Origin of the sequence: Nocardia arthritidis (genome assembly GCF_011801145.1) — a bacterium.
In the GTDB taxonomy this organism is placed as follows: Bacteria; Actinomycetota; Actinomycetes; order Mycobacteriales; family Mycobacteriaceae; genus Nocardia; species Nocardia arthritidis_A.
Genome location: NZ_CP046172.1, coordinates 314,157 through 330,715, shown reverse-complemented (window position 1 = coordinate 330,715; position 16,559 = coordinate 314,157). Strand labels below are relative to the sequence as shown.

The following is a 16,559-nucleotide window of genomic DNA, read 5'->3' as shown; positions in this document are numbered from 1 at the left end:
GGCCGGAAGCCTGTGTAATGCCACCACCCGACGCGCCCTGAGCGCCGGACTCGGCCGCGCCAGGCCCACCCTTGGACGCACTCGGAATCGAGCCATCCGCCACACCGGTGGGCCCGACCGATGTTGCGCTATCACCCGATTTCGCAGGGCCGGAAACGCCATGCGGCCGCTCCTCAGCAGCCGCAGCGCCATCGGCGGCTGCCGACCGGTCAATTGCCCCTGGGATATTCGAAGCCACCGCGCCACCGCGATCGGCCGCACCGGGATCTACTGCGCCAACGGCCCTACCAGCCGTAACACCAACGGCCATAACCGGATTCCGATCGCCATGCGATGCGGCAGCCGCATCACCGTCCGGCATCCGGCCACCCGTCGAATCGACCGTCTCGGCAGGCCCGCCGCCCGCAGCGATTTCGGATCCACGCTGGCCACCCTGCGGCTGAGCGGAATTTGCCGCACCCGAGACGGCGACGCGGCCACGTCCGGACGGGTTCCCTCGGCCGGAGGAGGGATCGTGTGATGTCGCGGATTCACCACCCGCACTAGCCGCGCCATGCTCGGATCGGCTGGGCGGCGCTGCCGCAGCCTCGGGTCGACTCTGGTCGCCCTGCGGCCGAGCAGGATCCGCCGCGCCACCGGAACCTCCATGCCCGGGCGGATTATCCGGTGACGCACCGCCACCGGGCTGTCCTTGACCACCGCGCCCGGCGCGGCTCTCGCGAATCGCCGCGAGCGCCTCGGCACCGCGGCGGCGGCTCGGGTCGGCGGGCGGACGGGCGGGCGCGGCCGCCGGTTGACTCGGCGCACGCTCCGCAGTGGGTGCGGGGCCAGCCGCCGTCGCACCGGCGGCGGGGGCGACGGGCATCGCCCCACCCGCGAAACCGCGCTCCAGGCGTTCGAGGCGCTGTAGTGCGGCGGATTCGGCGTCGGAGACCGATGGCAGCAGCATGCGGGCGCAGACGACCTCGAGCAGCAGGCGCGGTGCGGTGGCGCCGCGCATCTCGCCGAGCCCCTCGTGCAACAGTTCGGCGTAGCGGGCCAGGGTGGCCGGGCCGATGCGCTGGGCCTGATCGCGCATGCGGTCGAGCACGTCGCCGGGGCCGGAGACCAGTCCGCGGTCGGCGGCGTCGGGCACGGCGCGCAGCAGGATCAGGTCGCGGAAGCGCTCCAGCAGGTCGACCGCGAAGCGGCGGGGATCGTGCCCGGCCTCCATCACACTGTCGACGGTGCCGAACAGCGCCGCGCCGTCGTCGGCGGCCAGCGCCTCCACCGCGTCATCGATCAGCGCGACATCGGTGACGCCGAGCAGCGCCACCGCCCTCGGGTAGGTGACGCCCTCCGCCCCGGCCCCGGCCAGCAGCTGATCCAGCACGCTGAGGCTGTCCCGCGGCGAACCACCGCCTGCGCGAATCACCAAGGGGTACACGGCCTCTTCGACCGGCACCTGCTCCTGTTCGCAGATCTTGCCGAGCAGACCGCGCATGGTGGCGGGCGGCAGCAGCCGGAACGGGTAGTGGTGGGTGCGCGAACGGATGGTCGGCAGCACCTTGTCCGGTTCGGTGGTGGCGAAGATGAAGATCAGGTGCGCGGGCGGTTCCTCGACGATCTTGAGCAGCGCGTTGAAGCCCGCGGTGGTGACCATATGCGCCTCATCGACGATGAACACCCGGTACCGCGACTCGGCGGGTGCGTAGAAGGCGCGGTCGCGCAGCTCTCGGGTGTCGTCGACACCGCCGTGGCTGGCCGCGTCGAGTTCGATGACGTCGAGATTGCCCGGACCGCCCGGCGCCAGCGCGACACAGGACGGGCAGACGCCGCACGGCGTGGAGGTCGGACCCTGTACGCAGTTCAGCGACCGCGCCAGAATCCGCGCCGATGAGGTCTTGCCACATCCGCGCGGGCCGGAGAATAGGTAGGCATGACTGATCCGTCCGGTGTCGAGCGCGGTGCTCAGCGGGTCGGTGACGTGTTCCTGACCCACCACCTCAGCGAACGTTGCCGGTCGGTACTTCCGGTACAGAGCCACGGGCAGAGGCTACCGGCGCCCACCGACAAAGAACATTTCCGCTGCTCCCACGGGCTCGGCGCGGCTTTCGAAGAGGCAACCCGGAGCCATCAATGTGATGCAAATCACACATCACTGAGACCTTGCCGAATTCGCACCAAACGACGATAGAGGTCGGCAACATCGGAGCAATCGCCGATCGGAAATCGGTCGAAACGGGAAAACGACAACCTATTCACCGGTATTTTCGTCAGTTATCCAAACTCGCGCCCCGAATTTCCCCCGTTTAGTGGAGATAACGAAATCATCAACGGGGATGACATTCACGCAATCCGCTGGCTAACGTGGCCCTTGGCAACTTCGGTAGCCAAACCTTCATCAGGTTGGTGTCCCCGGCCGGTCCCTCATCCCGACCGGGGCGCAACCTGGTTTTTCGTGCTTTATCCGGCACTTTTGCCGATTTCCACACTTCCACACCGGTGTCTACCCGCCCCGCCGGCTCCGCCGGCTGCCATTCCCGGAGGACAGTCCCACCGTGACGTCGTGTGTCGACATCGCCGCCGCCTGGCTCTCCAGCACCGACTTCGCCGGCGACAATGCCGCGGTCGGCCTGCTCAGCCGCGCGATCAGCCCGCAGGAATTCGCGATCAAACGCGATTCGTTACCGGTGGCCGCGGCCGCGGATCCGGCCACTGCGGCGGCCATTCTGGAACTGCTCGAACGCGGGCAGGTGCCGACCATGGCCGCCATCCGCACCCTCACCGCGCAGAATGAGATGCGCAAGGAGGCGGAGCGGATCGAGCGCCTCGGCCGCCGCGCCCAGCGCAGCATCGACGATTTCGGCAGGGCGCTGGCCCGGCTGGCCAACGACCATTGGAGGGCGTACGGCATCGGCCCGACCCGGCGCGACGTGCTGTCCTCCGACGAGATCATGGGCCTGATCCGGGATCGCATCGGCGATATCGCACCCGGCGCCGTCAAACACCTGTGGTTGATCGAGCGGGCCCAGCGCGCGGGCTGGATCGCCTCCAATGCCAATCCTGGATCCCTTTGCGCCGGGCGGCGCTTCCACTCCGCCAAATACGGCAACCGGGTTTCGCTGCGGCCGGTGAATACCATCGGCACGCTGGTCGCCGGATATCTCGCCGAATACCGCGCCGAGCACGGGCGGCCGCCGCGCTGGTCGAGCATGGCGCACGAACTGCGCGACGACCGCGGCCGCCGGATCTTCCACGACACCGCCGATGCCCGCGTTCAGCAGCAGTGGCTCAGCACCGCCGAATGGCTCGCGGTCGAGAACGAGCTGCCGGTGCCGGGACGGCGCGGCCTGCGGATACTCGCCCGGCGCGGACAGCGACCTCGGCAAACATCCCACGAGTGAGGGTTCGGTAATTTCTTCGCAACGCACTGGGCGTGGAAGGAGTTACCCCGTGGCACAGATCGATCCCGCGGCCACCGCCTGGCTGCTCATCAGCACCGCCCTGGTGCTGCTGATGACGCCGGCCTTGGCCATCTTCTACGGCGGGATGGTGCGCTCCACCGGCGTACTCAACATGTTGATGATGAACTTCATCGCGATCCCGCTGGTGACGGTGGTCTGGCTGCTGGTCGGATACTCCCTCGCCTTCGGTGACGACGCGGGCGCCGGGCTCATCGGCGACCTCGCGCATATCGGCATGCGTGATATCGATCCGCACACCGTGCACGGGACGGTTCCGGAACTGCTCTTCGCCACCTTCCAGCTGACCTTCGCGATCCTGACCGCCGCGCTGGTGAGCGGCGCTATCGCCGACCGCGCGAAATTCTCCGGCTGGATGGTGTTCGTCCCACTGTGGGCGCTGGTGGTGTATGTCCCGATCGCGCACTGGGTTTGGGGTCCGGACGGCTGGCTCGCCAAATTCGGCGCGCTGGACTACGCGGGCGGCATGGTCGTGGAAATCGCCTCCGGCGCTTCGGCTTTGGCGCTGGCGATCGTGCTCGGCCCGCGTATCGGATTCAAGGTGGACGCCATGCGGCCGCACAACCTGCCGTTCGTGCTGCTCGGCGCCGGGCTGCTGTGGTTCGGCTGGTTCGGTTTCAATGCCGGATCCGCGCTGTCGGCGAATGGTGTTGCGGCGGCCGTCTTTTTGAACACGCTGGTGGCCGGATGTCTCGGCATGCTCGGCTGGCTCGCGGTGGAGCAGATCCGCGACGGGCATCCGACCACCTTCGGCGCGGCATCGGGTGCGGTGGCCGGTCTGGTGGCGATCACACCGTCCTGCGGTTCGGTGAACACCCTCGGCGCGGTGGTCGTCGGGCTCGCGGCCGGCGTGGTCTGCTCGTTCGCGGTCGGCTGGAAATTCAAGGCGGGCTATGACGATTCGCTCGACGTGGTGGGCGTGCACTTCGTCGGCGGCATTGTCGGCACCCTGCTGATCGGCCTGCTGGCCAACCAGGTGATGACCGGCGGCGCCGAGGGCCTGTTCTACGGTGGCGGACTCGCTCAGCTCGGCAAGCAGCTGGTGGGTGTGCTCGCCGTCGCGGCTTACGCCTTCACCATCAGCTTCCTGCTCGGCAAGGCCATCGATCGGACCATCGGATTCCGGGTGAGCCGGGAGGACGAATCCACCGGCATCGATTTCGCACTGCACGCGGAGACCGCGTATGCCGAAGGGGTGCACGGACATTCGCCGCGCACCTTCGGCCAGACCCACCTCGGGAAGTGAGCCGCCGGAACCGGATCAGCTGACCTGGCTGGACGACGCGGTGAACGTATTGCACTGGGCCGCACGGTTTTTGTCGAGACCGGTCTCGAACCACTGACCGCCGTGCTGCGAGGTGCCGTGATCGCGCATATCGCCGGGCTGGTCGCCGCGGGCGTAGGCGTCGCGGCGAGTCAGGCCGATCTGGGTCTGGGTCAGCGATCCGCCGCCCGATGACGAGGAGAGGTACATGCCGTCGAAGCAGTTGGCCTGCAATTCGATTCGGCGCGACAGCTCCAGACCCCTATCGCTGCGGACACCCGCGTCGACCCGCTCGCTGTTGGCCCGCTTCAGAATTCCCGCCACGGCCTGCACGTGGTGGCCGAACTCGTGCGCGAAGACCGAGAGATATACCTCCCAGTGATCCTTGAAGATCTCGGTCTGCAGCTGGCTGATCGGCAGGTAGATGGTCTTGTTCGCCGGGCAGTAGAAGGCGGCGAAATTGCTGCTCGATCCGGTGCACGGGGTGGTTATGCCCGCGGTGGACGCGCTGACGTTCAGATTCGGCGGCTGGAACGGCAGATTCTTCTTCGCCAGCACCGGTTTCCACGCCGCCGCCAGGCAGTCGGCGGCCGTCTCGAAGAATTTGCGCGCGGTATCCACCTGCGTGCCCCACGGCGTGTACGCGCACTTGGCGGGTAGCAGCGTGGCTTCGGTGTCGGTGAGCAGCGGATTGGTCGCCGTCTCCGCGGGACCCGACGGCGTGTCCTGGATCGGCGCGACCGCGGACGGCCCGGCCGAGGTGGTGTGCCGCCCGGTCACCACCGCGTTGCGCACCACCGCACCGACCACCAGGAATATGACGACGAGCAGCAGCGCAAGCCAACCCCCGCCGCGCGACCGGCGCGGCGGCTGATAACCGGGATGTCCGGGCGGCCCGTACGGCATGGGCGGCGGACGATGACCCGGTGCACCGCCATAGCCGGGCGGATAACCGGGCGCAAACCCTTGCCCAGGCGGAAACCCTTGCGGCCCACCGTAACCCGGCCCGTATCCGGGCTGCGGCGCACCGGGACGACCGGGATAACCCGGCGGATACCCGGGCCGCGGCGCATTCCCCGGCGGCGGGCCGTACGGCTTGCCATACCCGGGAGGAGGCGGCGGCACCGGGCGCCCGCCCGGCGGTACCGGACCGTGCCCGTACGGTGGTTGTGTCACGACCCCGTACCCCCTCGTCTCCTGTGGTCGCTGGCCCGGCTGCGCATGCTAGCCGCTGACGCAGGATAGCAAGCTGTCTAAAGTAGGCAGCCATGCTGACATTTCGGGGGGCTGCCGCCGGGGCGCTTGCGCTCGCCACCGCGGGATTGGCTGCCGCTGCGCCGATGGCACACGGCCAGCCCGCGCCGGACGGCATCGGTCTGAAAGCCGATCTGACACTGGACAAACAGGGTGTGCTGCAGGTCATCGAGACGGTGACCGTGCCGGACGGCGGCGACTTCCGGATGTCGCTACCGCTGCGGATCGCGCTGAACGGTGATACCGAGCGGATCTTCAAGGTCACCGATATCGATACCAAGGGCCCCGGCACCGCGACGGTGGCCAACGACCAGTTCACCGTCGAGGCGAAACCTGGCGAGTCGACGTTCACCTACGCGGTGCACAACACGGTCGCCGACGAACCGGGCAGCCAGCTGTTCCGCTACCTCGGGGTGATCGGCACCGATATCGCCTCGATCCAGGCCAGCCTGCTCAGCCCCGACTACCGGATCGCGATCGTCGACTGCAAGCTCGGCCCGCCCGGAAACGCAAGGGACTGCGGGAATGTGCACACCGAGGTCGACGGCACGCTGTATCTGGAGCAGACGGGCTTGCACAAGGGCGACGCGATCGATCTGACCGTGCAGCTGCCGCCCGGCACCGTTCCCGCCAACGCCGATATCCGCGACACCCGCAATACCGGTGCGTTCGCGTTGACCGCGCCCGCGCTCGTCGCATTCGGCGTCCTGCTCGTCGCGCTGGCCGGCCTGCTCGGCTTCGTATTCTGGTCGCGGCGCCAAAATGCCGCCGCCGGAAGCGGTTCCGAGGTGGTCGACCCGCTGCTGACCGAGGGCGACCGGATGCGGTTCGCCTCACCCGACGGCCTGCTGCCCGGCGCGGCGGGCCTGTTGCTCGACGAGCACGCCGACCCCGTCGATATCGCGGCCACCGTGGTGGATCTCGCGGTGCGCCGCTACATCTGGATCGGGCCGATCAGCGAAACCGATTGGCGGATAACGCGAATCAACCAGCCCGACGATCAGCTGCGCGATTACGAGAAGGCCATCTACCGGGCATTGCTGCCCGATGGCACCGATTCGGTCACCCTCGGCGAACTGCGCGCGCCGGGACGGATTCCGGCGGACGCCGTGCGCGACGCGCTGATCACCGATGCCGTCACCAGCGGCAATTTCATCGACCGACGCAAGCCCGGCCCGCCGATGTGGTTGGGCGGCGCGCTGATCGCGGCGGGCGTCGTCGCCACCGTCGCGCTCGCGATGACATCGGGACACGCACTGGTCGGTGTCGCGATCGCGCTGGCCGGTATCGCGGTACTGCTGCTGCCCCGCTACCTTCCCGGCCGCACCGCGCAGGGCCGCGCGGTGACGACGCGGCTGCGCGGGTTGCAGCGCGGGCTGGAAAACGTTCGGCGCGAACAGATTCCACCGGCCGATCAGGAACTCGTCTTCTCCAGGGCGCTGCCGTTCACCCTGCTCGGCGGCCGCGCCGACAACTGGATTCGCACCTTCCGCGACCTGAATCCGGCCGCGGCGCCGCAGCCGGGCCTGTACTGGTTCGGCGGCATCGAACGCGATCCGAACCTACAGCGCTTCGGCAGCCAATTCCCTTATTTCATAACGGCATTGGAGGGTCTGTTCGCGGACGAGAAGCGATAGGCGGGCGCCGAGCGAGACAGGGTCGCGGCGAAAAACCCTGTCCCGTCGATGAGCTCAGAGCCGCCGCATCGCCGCAAGCGGATCCGCGTAGAGCGCGCTCAGCGATGTCACGACCGCGGCGAACTCCTGCACCTTCCCGCCGAAGCCACTGATCCGAATGTCGGTGGGCGGCAACGACGATCCCTGATTGAATGCCCGCGCGACGTGCGCGACCGCGGGCCGGTATCCGGTGAACGCCTGCCCGCCGAGGATCACCCGGTCGGGATTGAGCATGTCGCGCACCATGGCGACGGTGTTCCCGAGAATCGCCGCGCGCTCGGCGAGCAGTTCCCGCGCCGGTTCGGAACCGGCCTCGGCGGCCCGGTACAGGTCGGCGATGGTCGAGCCCGCGGTTCCGTTGTGCGCCGGGATGATTCCGCGGCCGACAGCCCTGGCATGCAGCGCCCGGTCGCCGACGGTGACCTCGAGGCAGCCGCGCCTGCCGCAGGTGCAGTCCACATCGGATCCGGTCGGCAGGTGCGCGATCGAACCGGGGCCGTTGTTCGGCGTGTGCACGCGACCGTCCAATGTCACCGCGATGCCCGCGGTTTCGCGGACGTAGAAGAAGAGACTGCTGCCGTGCTCGTGATTGCGGTCGCGCGGTTCGCCGGTCGGCAGCAGCAGTTCGGCGGCGGCCATGGCCTCGACGTGCGGCGCCACCGAAACCGGCAGCTCCAACACCTCACCGAGCACCGCGCCGATCGGCGCGCCCTGCCATTGCAGCTTCGGATGCTCGACGACACCGGTCGACGGATCGACCCGGCCGCCGACGGCGACGCCGGCCCACAGCGGTTTGCGGCGATGCCATCGTTGCAGGAACGCCTTGGCGCTGCGGGCGACGGTGTTGGTCGCGAAATCCTGCCCGGTCTGCGGGGTGGCGATGGCGAGCCCGCCGAGGATGCGGCCGCGCAGATCGGCGGCGACGATCTTGGTGGAGACCGCGCCGATGTGGATGCCGAGGGTCAGATATCCCTCGTGATCGATCTCGAAGGGCACCCGCGGGCGGCCGACCGCGCCCGCCGCCGTGAGATCGGGACGTTCGCGCAGCAGTCCGGCGGTGAGTAGTGCGGAGACCTGACGGTTTACCGTGGCAATGCTCAAACCCGTTGTGCGCGCGGCATTGTCGCGTGAGACCGGGCCGCCGGTCGCGGCCCGCAGCACGGCGGCTGCCGGATTGTCGGCAATGCGCAGTTCGGGTGCGACGACCGGACGCGCGACCCGCACCCGGGTAGCCGTCGAACCCCTGGGAACGGAACGCTCGAGGGTAGGTAGCGACATTTGTGAAATCCTTGCTGAAGTCCCGTAACCCGGACGGGACGTGCCTACACGGGCGGCGAGGCAGCAAACGAGTCGCGAAAACGGCTCAGCTGCGGGTGCAAGGACGACACAGCACGCGTGCCAGCGGCAGCCGCAGGCCCAGCGCGGCGGTCACATAGGTGACCCGCGGGGCGGTAGGACGGCTGGAATTCATAAGAGTGAAACTAACATCGAAACATAGGACGTACCAAGCTCCCGGCCGAGCCGGTGCCACAGACCACAGCATTCGCGCTGGTGAATAGGGGTACGTCCCAGCTAGGCCAATAGCCGCATCAGGTCGGGCGAGTCAGCCCTTCTTCGCCGCGGCCTTCAGCTGCTTCTTGAACGCCCGCACCTCGAGCAGGGTTTCGTTGTCGACGATATCGGCGGCCGAACGCCGCGAGTTCTGTTCCGAATACGCCCCCGCGGCCTTCTCCCAGCCCTTGGGGGTGACGCCGAGCTGTTTCCCGAGCAGGGCCAGGAAGATTCGCGCCTTCTGATCCCCGTAGCCCGGCAGCTCCTTCAACCGCCGCAGCACCTCTTTGCCGGTATGCCGCCCCGTCCGGGTCGCCCTTGGTCCAGATCTGCTCGGTCTTGCCGTCGTAGTGTTCGACGACGTACCGAGCCAGCTCCTGGGTTCGCCTGCCCATCGATCGGCCGTACCGGTGGATCGCGGGCGGGGTGGCGGCCAACTCCTCGAATTCCGCCGGATCGGCCTCGGCGATGCGGTTGATATCGAATCCGTTCATCCGATCGGCGAGCTTCTTCGGCCCGCGGAAGGCGTGTTCGAGCGGGAACTGCTGCTAGATACCGTCACAGTTGCAACATGAATTTCAGCGAGAGACCCGCACAGACCGGTGAGCGGTGTACCTGCGGCAGGCAAGCGGTGGCAGTGTTCGTCACTGAAAGCGGAGAGTTCGGCTACTGCGGTAGACCTGACGGAGGTAGGAAGACGGGATCTTGTCCGTTCTGCGGCGGACCCCGGCACGAGATCGGTCGGTGCCCCGAGTACCGGCTTCGGGAGGGGCAGCGGTGAACAGCAACGGCACGCTTCGCGCCATCGTGGGGGCTCGGGTCTCCCATGTTCAGGGACCGCAGAAGGTCAGCCACATTGCCCAGCACGCCACGGGGAACAAATGGGCAGACGACAACGGCGCTGCTGTGGTCGGCACTTTCCAAGATCTAGATGTGTCCGCTTCGGTCAGCCCGTTCGAGCGGCCAGACCTCGGGCAGTGGTTCAAGGAAGAAAACGCTCACGCCTGGGATGTGATGGTTTTCAGCAAGGTAGACCGCGCCTTCCGATCGATCGCCGATAGCGTCGACGCCGCGAAGTGGTTCCGGGACAACGGCAAAATGCTCGTGTTCGCAGAGGACGGCTTGAAACTCGACTATCGGCCCGGTACTGCCTCCGCTTCGTTCGAGGGGATGATGGCAGAGCTGTTCATCTTCCTTGGCGCGTTCTTCGGACAATTAGAGTTGGCCCGCTTCAAATCACGGGCAAAGGATGCCCATTCGGTCTTGAGACAAACCGACCGTTGGGCCTCCGGCGTTCCCCCTCTCGGGTTCAAAACGATTGGCCATCCGAGCGGTAAGGGAAAGACACTGGATACCGACCCGGAAGGAAAAGCGCTCCTGTACGACATGGCCGGAAAATTGATTAGCGGCTGGTCGTATACCCGGATAGCCAATCATTACAACGAGACGGGCGTGCGGACCGGATTACAGAAGGCCCGGCTTGCCAACGGCAAGAAAATTAAAGAGAATCCTTGGACGGTATTCACGGTCAGAGAGGCCATGACCTCTTTGAAGACCCAGGGATACAAGATAACTACGAGAGGGACGAAAAAAGGTGAGCCTGTACTCACCCCAACTGGCGAAATGATCAGGCTTGCTCCCGCAACGTTCGACGATGCTACCTGGGCGCAGATACAGGAAGCCGTTGCCAAGCGCGCGATTGCCCCGCGCTCCAAAACCGTAGCCCACAATAAGTATCTCGGCGTCGGCTACTGCAAGTGCGGTGCTTCGCTTACGCAGAAGTTCGATAAGCGGGTTAGGGCAAGCGGAAAGGTCGGCGACCTGCACTACTACCTCTGCGGTCGCTCGCCGAAAACATGCCGAGGCACGCTTATTCGCGCCGAAGCTCTTGACGCTATCGTAGAAAAATTGTTCTTGATTACATTCGGGGATACAGAGGTAACTACGCGGGTATTCGTTCCCGGAGAGGACTACTCGCATGATTTGGAGATGGTTAAAGCCACTATCGCCCGTTTACGTCGAGAGTCCGACGCCGGTCTTATTGTAAGCGAAGCAGATGAGGCCGAATACATGCAACGTATGGCCGCGCTAGTGGCCCGTAGAACCGATCTAGAAGCGAAGCCTAGCCGTCCGGCCGGATGGGTCAACAAGGGGCTGGGAAAGACGTACCGAGAGGTGTGGACCGAACCGTCCACGGACCGTCAGCAAGTCTTGAAAGATGCTGGCGTGAAGTTCTATTTAACCTCCGCTAAGCCGCTCGTCATGGAAATCGAGTTCGCGAAGCCTGACCCGAATATCGGGCGCAGTCGAACGGCATTGCATGAGACATTCGAAGCTATGACACGAAATGGTGTCGCGGCGGTCGACTTCACTGGTGCCGACCAGATGCCGAAACCCATCATGGGGCATACGTGGCATCAGCCGATGGAGGGGGCATGGGTGCTGACCTCTGACGCGATCATGGCCCAGCTTGAGGCTCGGGAGTTGAAGCGGGAAGAACAGCTTTCCGAAGAGTGGGATTGGGACGGCGAATAGCGTCCGAACCGAGTTTCTGAAACAACCGTAAAAGAATCGACCACAGCGAAGGCCCTTCCTTTCGGGAAGGGCTTCTTTCCGTTGAGTGGCCGATCGTCGGGACGCACGTAGACGGCGCTCAGTGCGCCGGAGACGGGCGAAAAGACTTGCGGGGTACGGCGTGGTGGGTCGTAGGGTGGCTGACACGGTTCCAGTGCCGAGAATGAGGGGGCAGGCGTGAGTGACGACAGACTGAGCGAACTACGGGCCAAGCTGTCGGGTGAGGCGTTGGCGTTGTTGGATTCGGAAGACGGGCGTTATTCCGAGTGGGCTACCGCGTCGGCGTTGGCCATGTACGCGATGAATGCGGGTTTGGATGAGGACGATTTTGTTCGTCTGGTGGTGGCGTCGGATTTCGCTGAGGTGTTCGCCAGTGAGAACGGTAGGGATCGTTCGGGGCGTCTGGAGGGCCGGTTACGGAAGGTGTGGGAGCGGGCCGAGAAGGATTGGAATCCGCCTTTGGGGGGCAGTGCCGCTGATGTTCGTGTCCGACTGGGGAAGCTTTCTGAACGGTTGGACGGGCCGTGGTACGGCCGGACTGCGAGTAGTAACCGTGCTGTCGCTTTGGCGTTGGTGGCCAAGGCGCACGAGATCGGTGTATGGACTGTTGATATCTCCGAGCGGGAATTGAGTGTCCGGGCTGGGGTGGCCCGGACTACAGCCGGTAACGCCTTAAGACGCTTAGCTGACCTCGGGGTGATCTCCAAGGATGAGACCAGGGAGCGGGAGTCGGATCAGGCGCAGCGGTGGATAATCAACCTGGATTGGTCGCAGCCCGATATGTCGGATTCTGCCAGGCGGGGAATTAGCGGCGATATTGGGCCATATAAACCTCTCCCCCCTAGCGACAATTCATATGGTCTAGTTATGCCGATAAATCATCCGGTGTTCCTGCGGTCGGCGTTGGGTCCGACCGCTGAATGGGTGTGTTCTGATCTGATCAGTCATCCTGATTCCAAGGCTACCGATATCGCCAATCGGCTCGGCGTTTCCCGGGACGCCGTGACGCGGACTCTGGAAAAGAAGCTGGTACCGAATCAGGTGGTAGTCAAAACCGTGTCCGTTGCCGCTGGGCGTGGCCGTCCGTCGGCGGTGTACCGGATAGATCCTGATCTCGATAGTGATCGTTTGGATAGGATCGCGGCCGAGTACGGTGTCTCGGATTGGGAAGCCCGGACCACGCAACGGTATGACGGTCACCGCGCGGCGTTCGCCGTGTTGCGGGAAAAATGGTCCCGGTCATCTACCGGTGTTGCCGAAGATGTCGTCAGGTCGGCAGTCGGGGACGACATCTGTTCGACGGATGTTGTCGACGGCGGGGACCGCTGGCATGAGGAACAAGAAATGCTGCGCCAGCACGGGTTACCGAACGAACTCGGGTAGTTGACCCGGTTTTGATAGGTCGCGGTCTATTGGTCAGATTCGATCAGTACCGTGGATGCCTCCGGTTCGGTCTCGTCGGCAATGCCGGTTGTTTCGGCGGACCAAGGCGGAATGACAGCTGTGAAGCCGTATCGCGCTTCGAACCACTGGGCGAACCGTCGAGCATGCTCGCGGTCGCCAGCGTTGTCGAGCATCGCTCCCAGACGTGTCAGTGTTGACCATTTCCGGATTGTGGAGGCGGCCGGTACACGGTCGGCGTATTCACTGGTCACGTCCTCCCCTTCTTGTGCGAGTGCGAAAGGCCCGTTCACCGCCCGAGATGATGGGGTCGGGTACTGAACGGGCCTCCCCGTCACGGCAAGTCAACCTCTTTGAAGACCACGCCGTGACCGGCCGACAGTAACCGGTCTAGACCGGAAGTGTCCACTTTGTCCGAATAAATCGGTTTCTGGCCGGAAATATCATCACGATTGTCTCACCGTTACGTGGGAAAACTTCGACAAGTTCATATTTTGGGACTGGCGTATCCATGTGGCGGACAACTCGCGATCTACTGGCCAACAGTGACCAGTAGCAGTCCATAAAGACCGTGGAGATGCACTACGGAGGTATGCATCTACCTGCAAGTTCGTTATTTTCAACGCCTCCCGTATGCGAGTGTCGTAGATCACAAATTATTTGTATGGGCGCGTCATTCTCGTTCGCCTTAATCTGAATTCAGTTGCGGCCACACCGGCCGCAAGGAAAAGGGGAAGACAACAATAATGTATACCGGTGATGTGAACCTGACGCGGAAGCAGAAGGATGCATTCGAGGAGATGTTTCCGCCGTTCACGGTGGACGAGGTTTTCGGTCCAGGGTTCGGACGAATGCTGGAAGAGGAAGGCGTTTCACTCGAACAAACTGGACACCAATTGGATGAGATTCCCCTCATTCACAAGCTGGACGAGACTAGCAAGCCGTTTCTGTGGATGTTTCTCGCTATGATGCATCGAGGCTTGAAAAATATCGATATCGAACCAGAAACACAGAGAGTGGTCGTCAATTCTCAAGAGTTCTTTGATGCGGTGAATCGTGGGCATGTGCAGATCCGAGGCGCACTCAGGTGGCCGGGATTGTGGGATGGAAGTATCGAATATGAGTGAATCACCCCGCAAAAGGCGGGACCGAGATATCAGGGACATCATCCGAGAAGTTATGTCCAGGGAACTGCCACCCGGGGTTCCTACCCGGGCGGAGGCTTGGCGACGCAGGAACCCTAATGCTCTACGGACTTGGACAACGACACACGGTTGTGTAGTCCAGTTCTGGGGGATGCGGATCTATTACGGCAACTGCGCCGACTGTGGTGTTTTGGTGACGGCTCGGCGGAATATCTCGCACCCGCGATACGCCACCGGGCAGACGAATATCGGCCGATGGCCCAAGTACTGCGATGTCTGCAACCAACGGCGCGACGAGGAACACAATGATCGGGCTCGGGGCCGGATGCAACGGCTACGGGCGCAGAGATACGCGGTCCGGTCCGAGCAGTACAAGAAGGCTGGATTACCGGAACCTCGACAAGGAATTCGCCGGAACCGTTGAACAGCACTTCTGTTCCGGACAATTACTATACATATGAGGGGCGAAAGGAAATCGGACCGCTTCCGGGCGGTCCTTTTTCATGTTCAGAATCAATAACCTTATCGAATGGAGGTGAACGATGACGGAAACCTGCCGCAGAGGTCACCCTATACGCAGCACCCAAGATCGCTACACGAACGGTCGGTGCCGCCGCTGTATCGCAGACGCTAACACCAGATACCGGACACGATGCCGTGACGCCCTCCGAAGCATCAAGGAAACACAGGGCGGCCGTATTGAATGACTTCACCTTCCCGACACCGTATCGGGTCAAACACCTCGAATACAAAGAGACTCTCTTGCCGAACGGCAGACCCAAACCCGAATGGATAGACCGAGGGATGAAACCGGTCATCGGCTGGAATCCGCCGGACTCGCGCCCCGGTGGTGATAAGTTCGCCGGACCCAACCGGGTAGTGGTCGAACTCGAACTACTCGCACCGCCGGATTTCGGTCCGGTCGGGCATCTCGACAAAATCATTCTCCCGGACGGTAAAGAACGGTTAGTCATCGGTGCCCCGGAGGATTACGGTACCGGGCCGTTCGACTTCCACCCCGGCATGATCATCAACCTACGACTGACCCAGGGATAGGGGGACCGTGGGGATACCTATTCAGTTCGACACCGATATCAAACCACTGTGCCCGAATGCCGACCCGCAAGCAGCGGCACTCATTATTGCGGATGCGTTGGCGCAGGCCGAACGCTATGCCGACTGCATCAACACCCCGGGATTCCGGTACGCCGACGCAGCGAAGGCGATTATCCGTCAAGCGATAGTGCGCCGATTGGATGCCGGTTCCGGCGGCATCGTACAGAAGACAGCCGGACAATACGCGGTCACAGTCGATACCAGTCAGCAGCGTAAGGCTCTGTTCTGGCCGAGTGAAATCAATCAGCTACAGAAGCTGTGCCGAGACAATCAACGCAAGAGCTTACACAGTATCGACACGACACCGAAATATCCCGACACCAACACCGATAACGGTGAACCATGGCCTGGTGATCTATGGCCAAGGGAATAGAAGGCCACCGATACCGGCAATACCGTAAACGAATCCTAGCAAAATCGAATACCTGTCATCTCTGCGGTAAAGAAATAGATCTCAGCTTGGATTACCGACACCCGATGTCGGCCACAATCGACCATATAACGCCCCGGAGTAAGGGCGGAGACGTGTTCGGCGAAGCTTTACCGGCGCACCGCGCGTGCAATAGCTCCCGAGGAAACAAGGCGTTGACGCCAACACGGTTCACCTCAAGAGACTGGTAAACACCTTCTGGGGCATATGCTGATTCCCGGGCCTGTGCGGCCCGTGGACGGCTTTTAATTCTCTACCCATAGTCGGGATAAGGGTTTAGTCTCCCGTGCTCCCTGGGGGGCAACCCAGGCCGCATAACGACGGCTCCCCTCGGGCATACAGCCGTTTCTTTCTCTGTGGAAAATCCACATCAGTATTGGACTTCAGTAATGAATGTTTCCGAGGCAATCGCCGGTGATGACCGGCGTGAAATCCTCCTCGCTTTGCGAGTCAAGCTCGCCGCTCAGATAGATGTGTGTGAGTCGGCGCGTGATCTGCCCGCATTGACCCGCGCCCTGTTGAACGTGAACAAAGAAATCGCTGAATTAGATGCCGGTAGCGCCGAGAGTGTTCCCGGGCCGGTCAAAGAATTACAGGAAAGGACGAAACGCAAGAAAATGGCGGTAATTCTATAGCCGGTCGCCGGCTTCGACCGGCGGAAATCGAATTCAAAATTAAAGAGGT

The 16,559-nt window shown here is 63.6% G+C and carries 13 protein-coding genes and 2 pseudogenes; 10 read left to right on the top strand and 5 right to left on the bottom strand.

Annotated features, from left to right (window positions below; all coding sequences use genetic code 11):
- Positions 1 to 454: 454 nt before the first annotated feature.
- A pseudogene (locus F5544_RS47395) lies at positions 455 to 2,026 on the bottom strand (DNA polymerase III subunit gamma and tau); the annotation flags it as partial.
- Between the two features lie 514 nt (positions 2,027 to 2,540).
- On the opposite strand from F5544_RS47395, the gene F5544_RS01525 reads away from it, so the two are divergent.
- Both F5544_RS01525 and F5544_RS01520 read left to right on the top strand, forming a co-directional pair.
- Positions 2,541 to 3,386, top strand: coding sequence for a hypothetical protein (locus F5544_RS01525; protein WP_167471506.1), 846 nt, complete (start codon positions 2,541 to 2,543; stop codon positions 3,384 to 3,386).
- A 49-nt stretch (positions 3,387 to 3,435) separates the two neighbouring features.
- The gene (locus F5544_RS01520; protein ID WP_167471505.1) at positions 3,436 to 4,710 is read left to right on the top strand and encodes an ammonium transporter; all 1,275 of its coding nucleotides are present in this window, start codon (positions 3,436 to 3,438) and stop codon (positions 4,708 to 4,710) included.
- Between the two features lie 15 nt (positions 4,711 to 4,725).
- Here the strand turns inward: F5544_RS01520 and F5544_RS01515 are convergent, their stop codons facing one another.
- The gene (locus F5544_RS01515; protein ID WP_167471504.1) at positions 4,726 to 5,634 is read right to left on the bottom strand and encodes a neutral zinc metallopeptidase; all 909 of its coding nucleotides are present in this window, start codon (positions 5,632 to 5,634) and stop codon (positions 4,726 to 4,728) included.
- A gap of 362 nt (positions 5,635 to 5,996) precedes the next feature.
- On the opposite strand from F5544_RS01515, the gene F5544_RS01510 reads away from it, so the two are divergent.
- On the top strand, positions 5,997 to 7,619 hold the full coding sequence (locus F5544_RS01510; protein ID WP_167471503.1) for a DUF2207 family protein: 1,623 nt from the start codon (positions 5,997 to 5,999) through the stop codon (positions 7,617 to 7,619).
- Positions 7,620 to 7,673: 54 nt separating this feature from the next.
- Here F5544_RS01510 and F5544_RS01505 read toward each other — a convergent pair whose 3' ends face one another.
- Positions 7,674 to 8,936, bottom strand: a complete 1,263-nt coding sequence (locus tag F5544_RS01505; RefSeq protein ID WP_167471502.1) for an ROK family transcriptional regulator — start codon at positions 8,934 to 8,936, stop codon at positions 7,674 to 7,676.
- A gap of 325 nt (positions 8,937 to 9,261) precedes the next feature.
- A pseudogene (locus F5544_RS01500) lies at positions 9,262 to 9,757 on the bottom strand (HhH-GPD-type base excision DNA repair protein); the annotation flags it as partial.
- Between the two features lie 229 nt (positions 9,758 to 9,986).
- Between F5544_RS01500 and F5544_RS01495 the strand changes: the two are divergent.
- Complete coding sequence (locus F5544_RS01495) at positions 9,987 to 11,744, top strand: recombinase family protein (protein WP_167471501.1); 1,758 nt, start codon at positions 9,987 to 9,989, stop codon at positions 11,742 to 11,744.
- A gap of 216 nt (positions 11,745 to 11,960) precedes the next feature.
- Positions 11,961 to 13,166: a hypothetical protein gene (locus tag F5544_RS01490; protein ID WP_167471500.1), complete on the top strand. Its 1,206-nt coding sequence runs from the start codon at positions 11,961 to 11,963 to the stop codon at positions 13,164 to 13,166.
- A gap of 26 nt (positions 13,167 to 13,192) precedes the next feature.
- Here the strand turns inward: F5544_RS01490 and F5544_RS01485 are convergent, their stop codons facing one another.
- Entirely contained in the window at positions 13,193 to 13,438 is a 246-nt protein-coding gene (locus F5544_RS01485) for a hypothetical protein (protein ID WP_167471499.1), read from the bottom strand.
- Between the two features lie 507 nt (positions 13,439 to 13,945).
- Between F5544_RS01485 and F5544_RS01480 the strand changes: the two genes are divergently transcribed.
- From F5544_RS01480 to F5544_RS01460, 5 genes are all read left to right on the top strand, one after another.
- Positions 13,946 to 14,311, top strand: coding sequence for a hypothetical protein (locus F5544_RS01480; protein WP_167471498.1), 366 nt, complete (start codon positions 13,946 to 13,948; stop codon positions 14,309 to 14,311).
- Positions 14,312 to 15,028: 717 nt separating this feature from the next.
- On the top strand, positions 15,029 to 15,385 hold the full coding sequence (locus tag F5544_RS01475) for a hypothetical protein (protein WP_167471497.1): 357 nt from the start codon (positions 15,029 to 15,031) through the stop codon (positions 15,383 to 15,385).
- 7 nt (positions 15,386 to 15,392) lie between these two features.
- Positions 15,393 to 15,818 carry a hypothetical protein gene (locus F5544_RS01470; RefSeq protein ID WP_167471496.1) on the top strand — a complete coding sequence of 142 codons (426 nt, stop codon included), beginning with the start codon at positions 15,393 to 15,395 and terminating at the stop codon, positions 15,816 to 15,818.
- Positions 15,803 to 16,066 carry an HNH endonuclease gene (locus F5544_RS47390; protein ID WP_167471495.1) on the top strand — a complete coding sequence of 88 codons (264 nt, stop codon included), beginning with the start codon at positions 15,803 to 15,805 and terminating at the stop codon, positions 16,064 to 16,066. Before F5544_RS01470 ends, F5544_RS47390 begins: the two co-directional genes overlap by 16 nt.
- Positions 16,067 to 16,264: 198 nt before the next feature.
- The gene (locus F5544_RS01460) at positions 16,265 to 16,510 is read left to right on the top strand and encodes a hypothetical protein (RefSeq protein WP_167471494.1); all 246 of its coding nucleotides are present in this window, start codon (positions 16,265 to 16,267) and stop codon (positions 16,508 to 16,510) included.
- Positions 16,511 to 16,559: the final 49 nt, after the last annotated feature.

Coding starts and splice junctions, on each gene's coding strand:
- F5544_RS01515 (WP_167471504.1), bottom strand. CDS start 5,634: ATGCCGTACGGGCCGCCCGGACATCCCGGTTATCAGCCGCCGCGCCGG.
- F5544_RS01510 (WP_167471503.1), top strand. CDS start 5,997: ATGCTGACATTTCGGGGGGCTGCCGCCGGGGCGCTTGCGCTCGCCACC.
- F5544_RS01505 (WP_167471502.1), bottom strand. CDS start 8,936: ATGTCGCTACCTACCCTCGAGCGTTCCGTTCCCAGGGGTTCGACGGCT.
- F5544_RS47390 (WP_167471495.1), top strand. CDS start 15,803: ATGGCCAAGGGAATAGAAGGCCACCGATACCGGCAATACCGTAAACGA.
- F5544_RS01460 (WP_167471494.1), top strand. CDS start 16,265: ATGAATGTTTCCGAGGCAATCGCCGGTGATGACCGGCGTGAAATCCTC.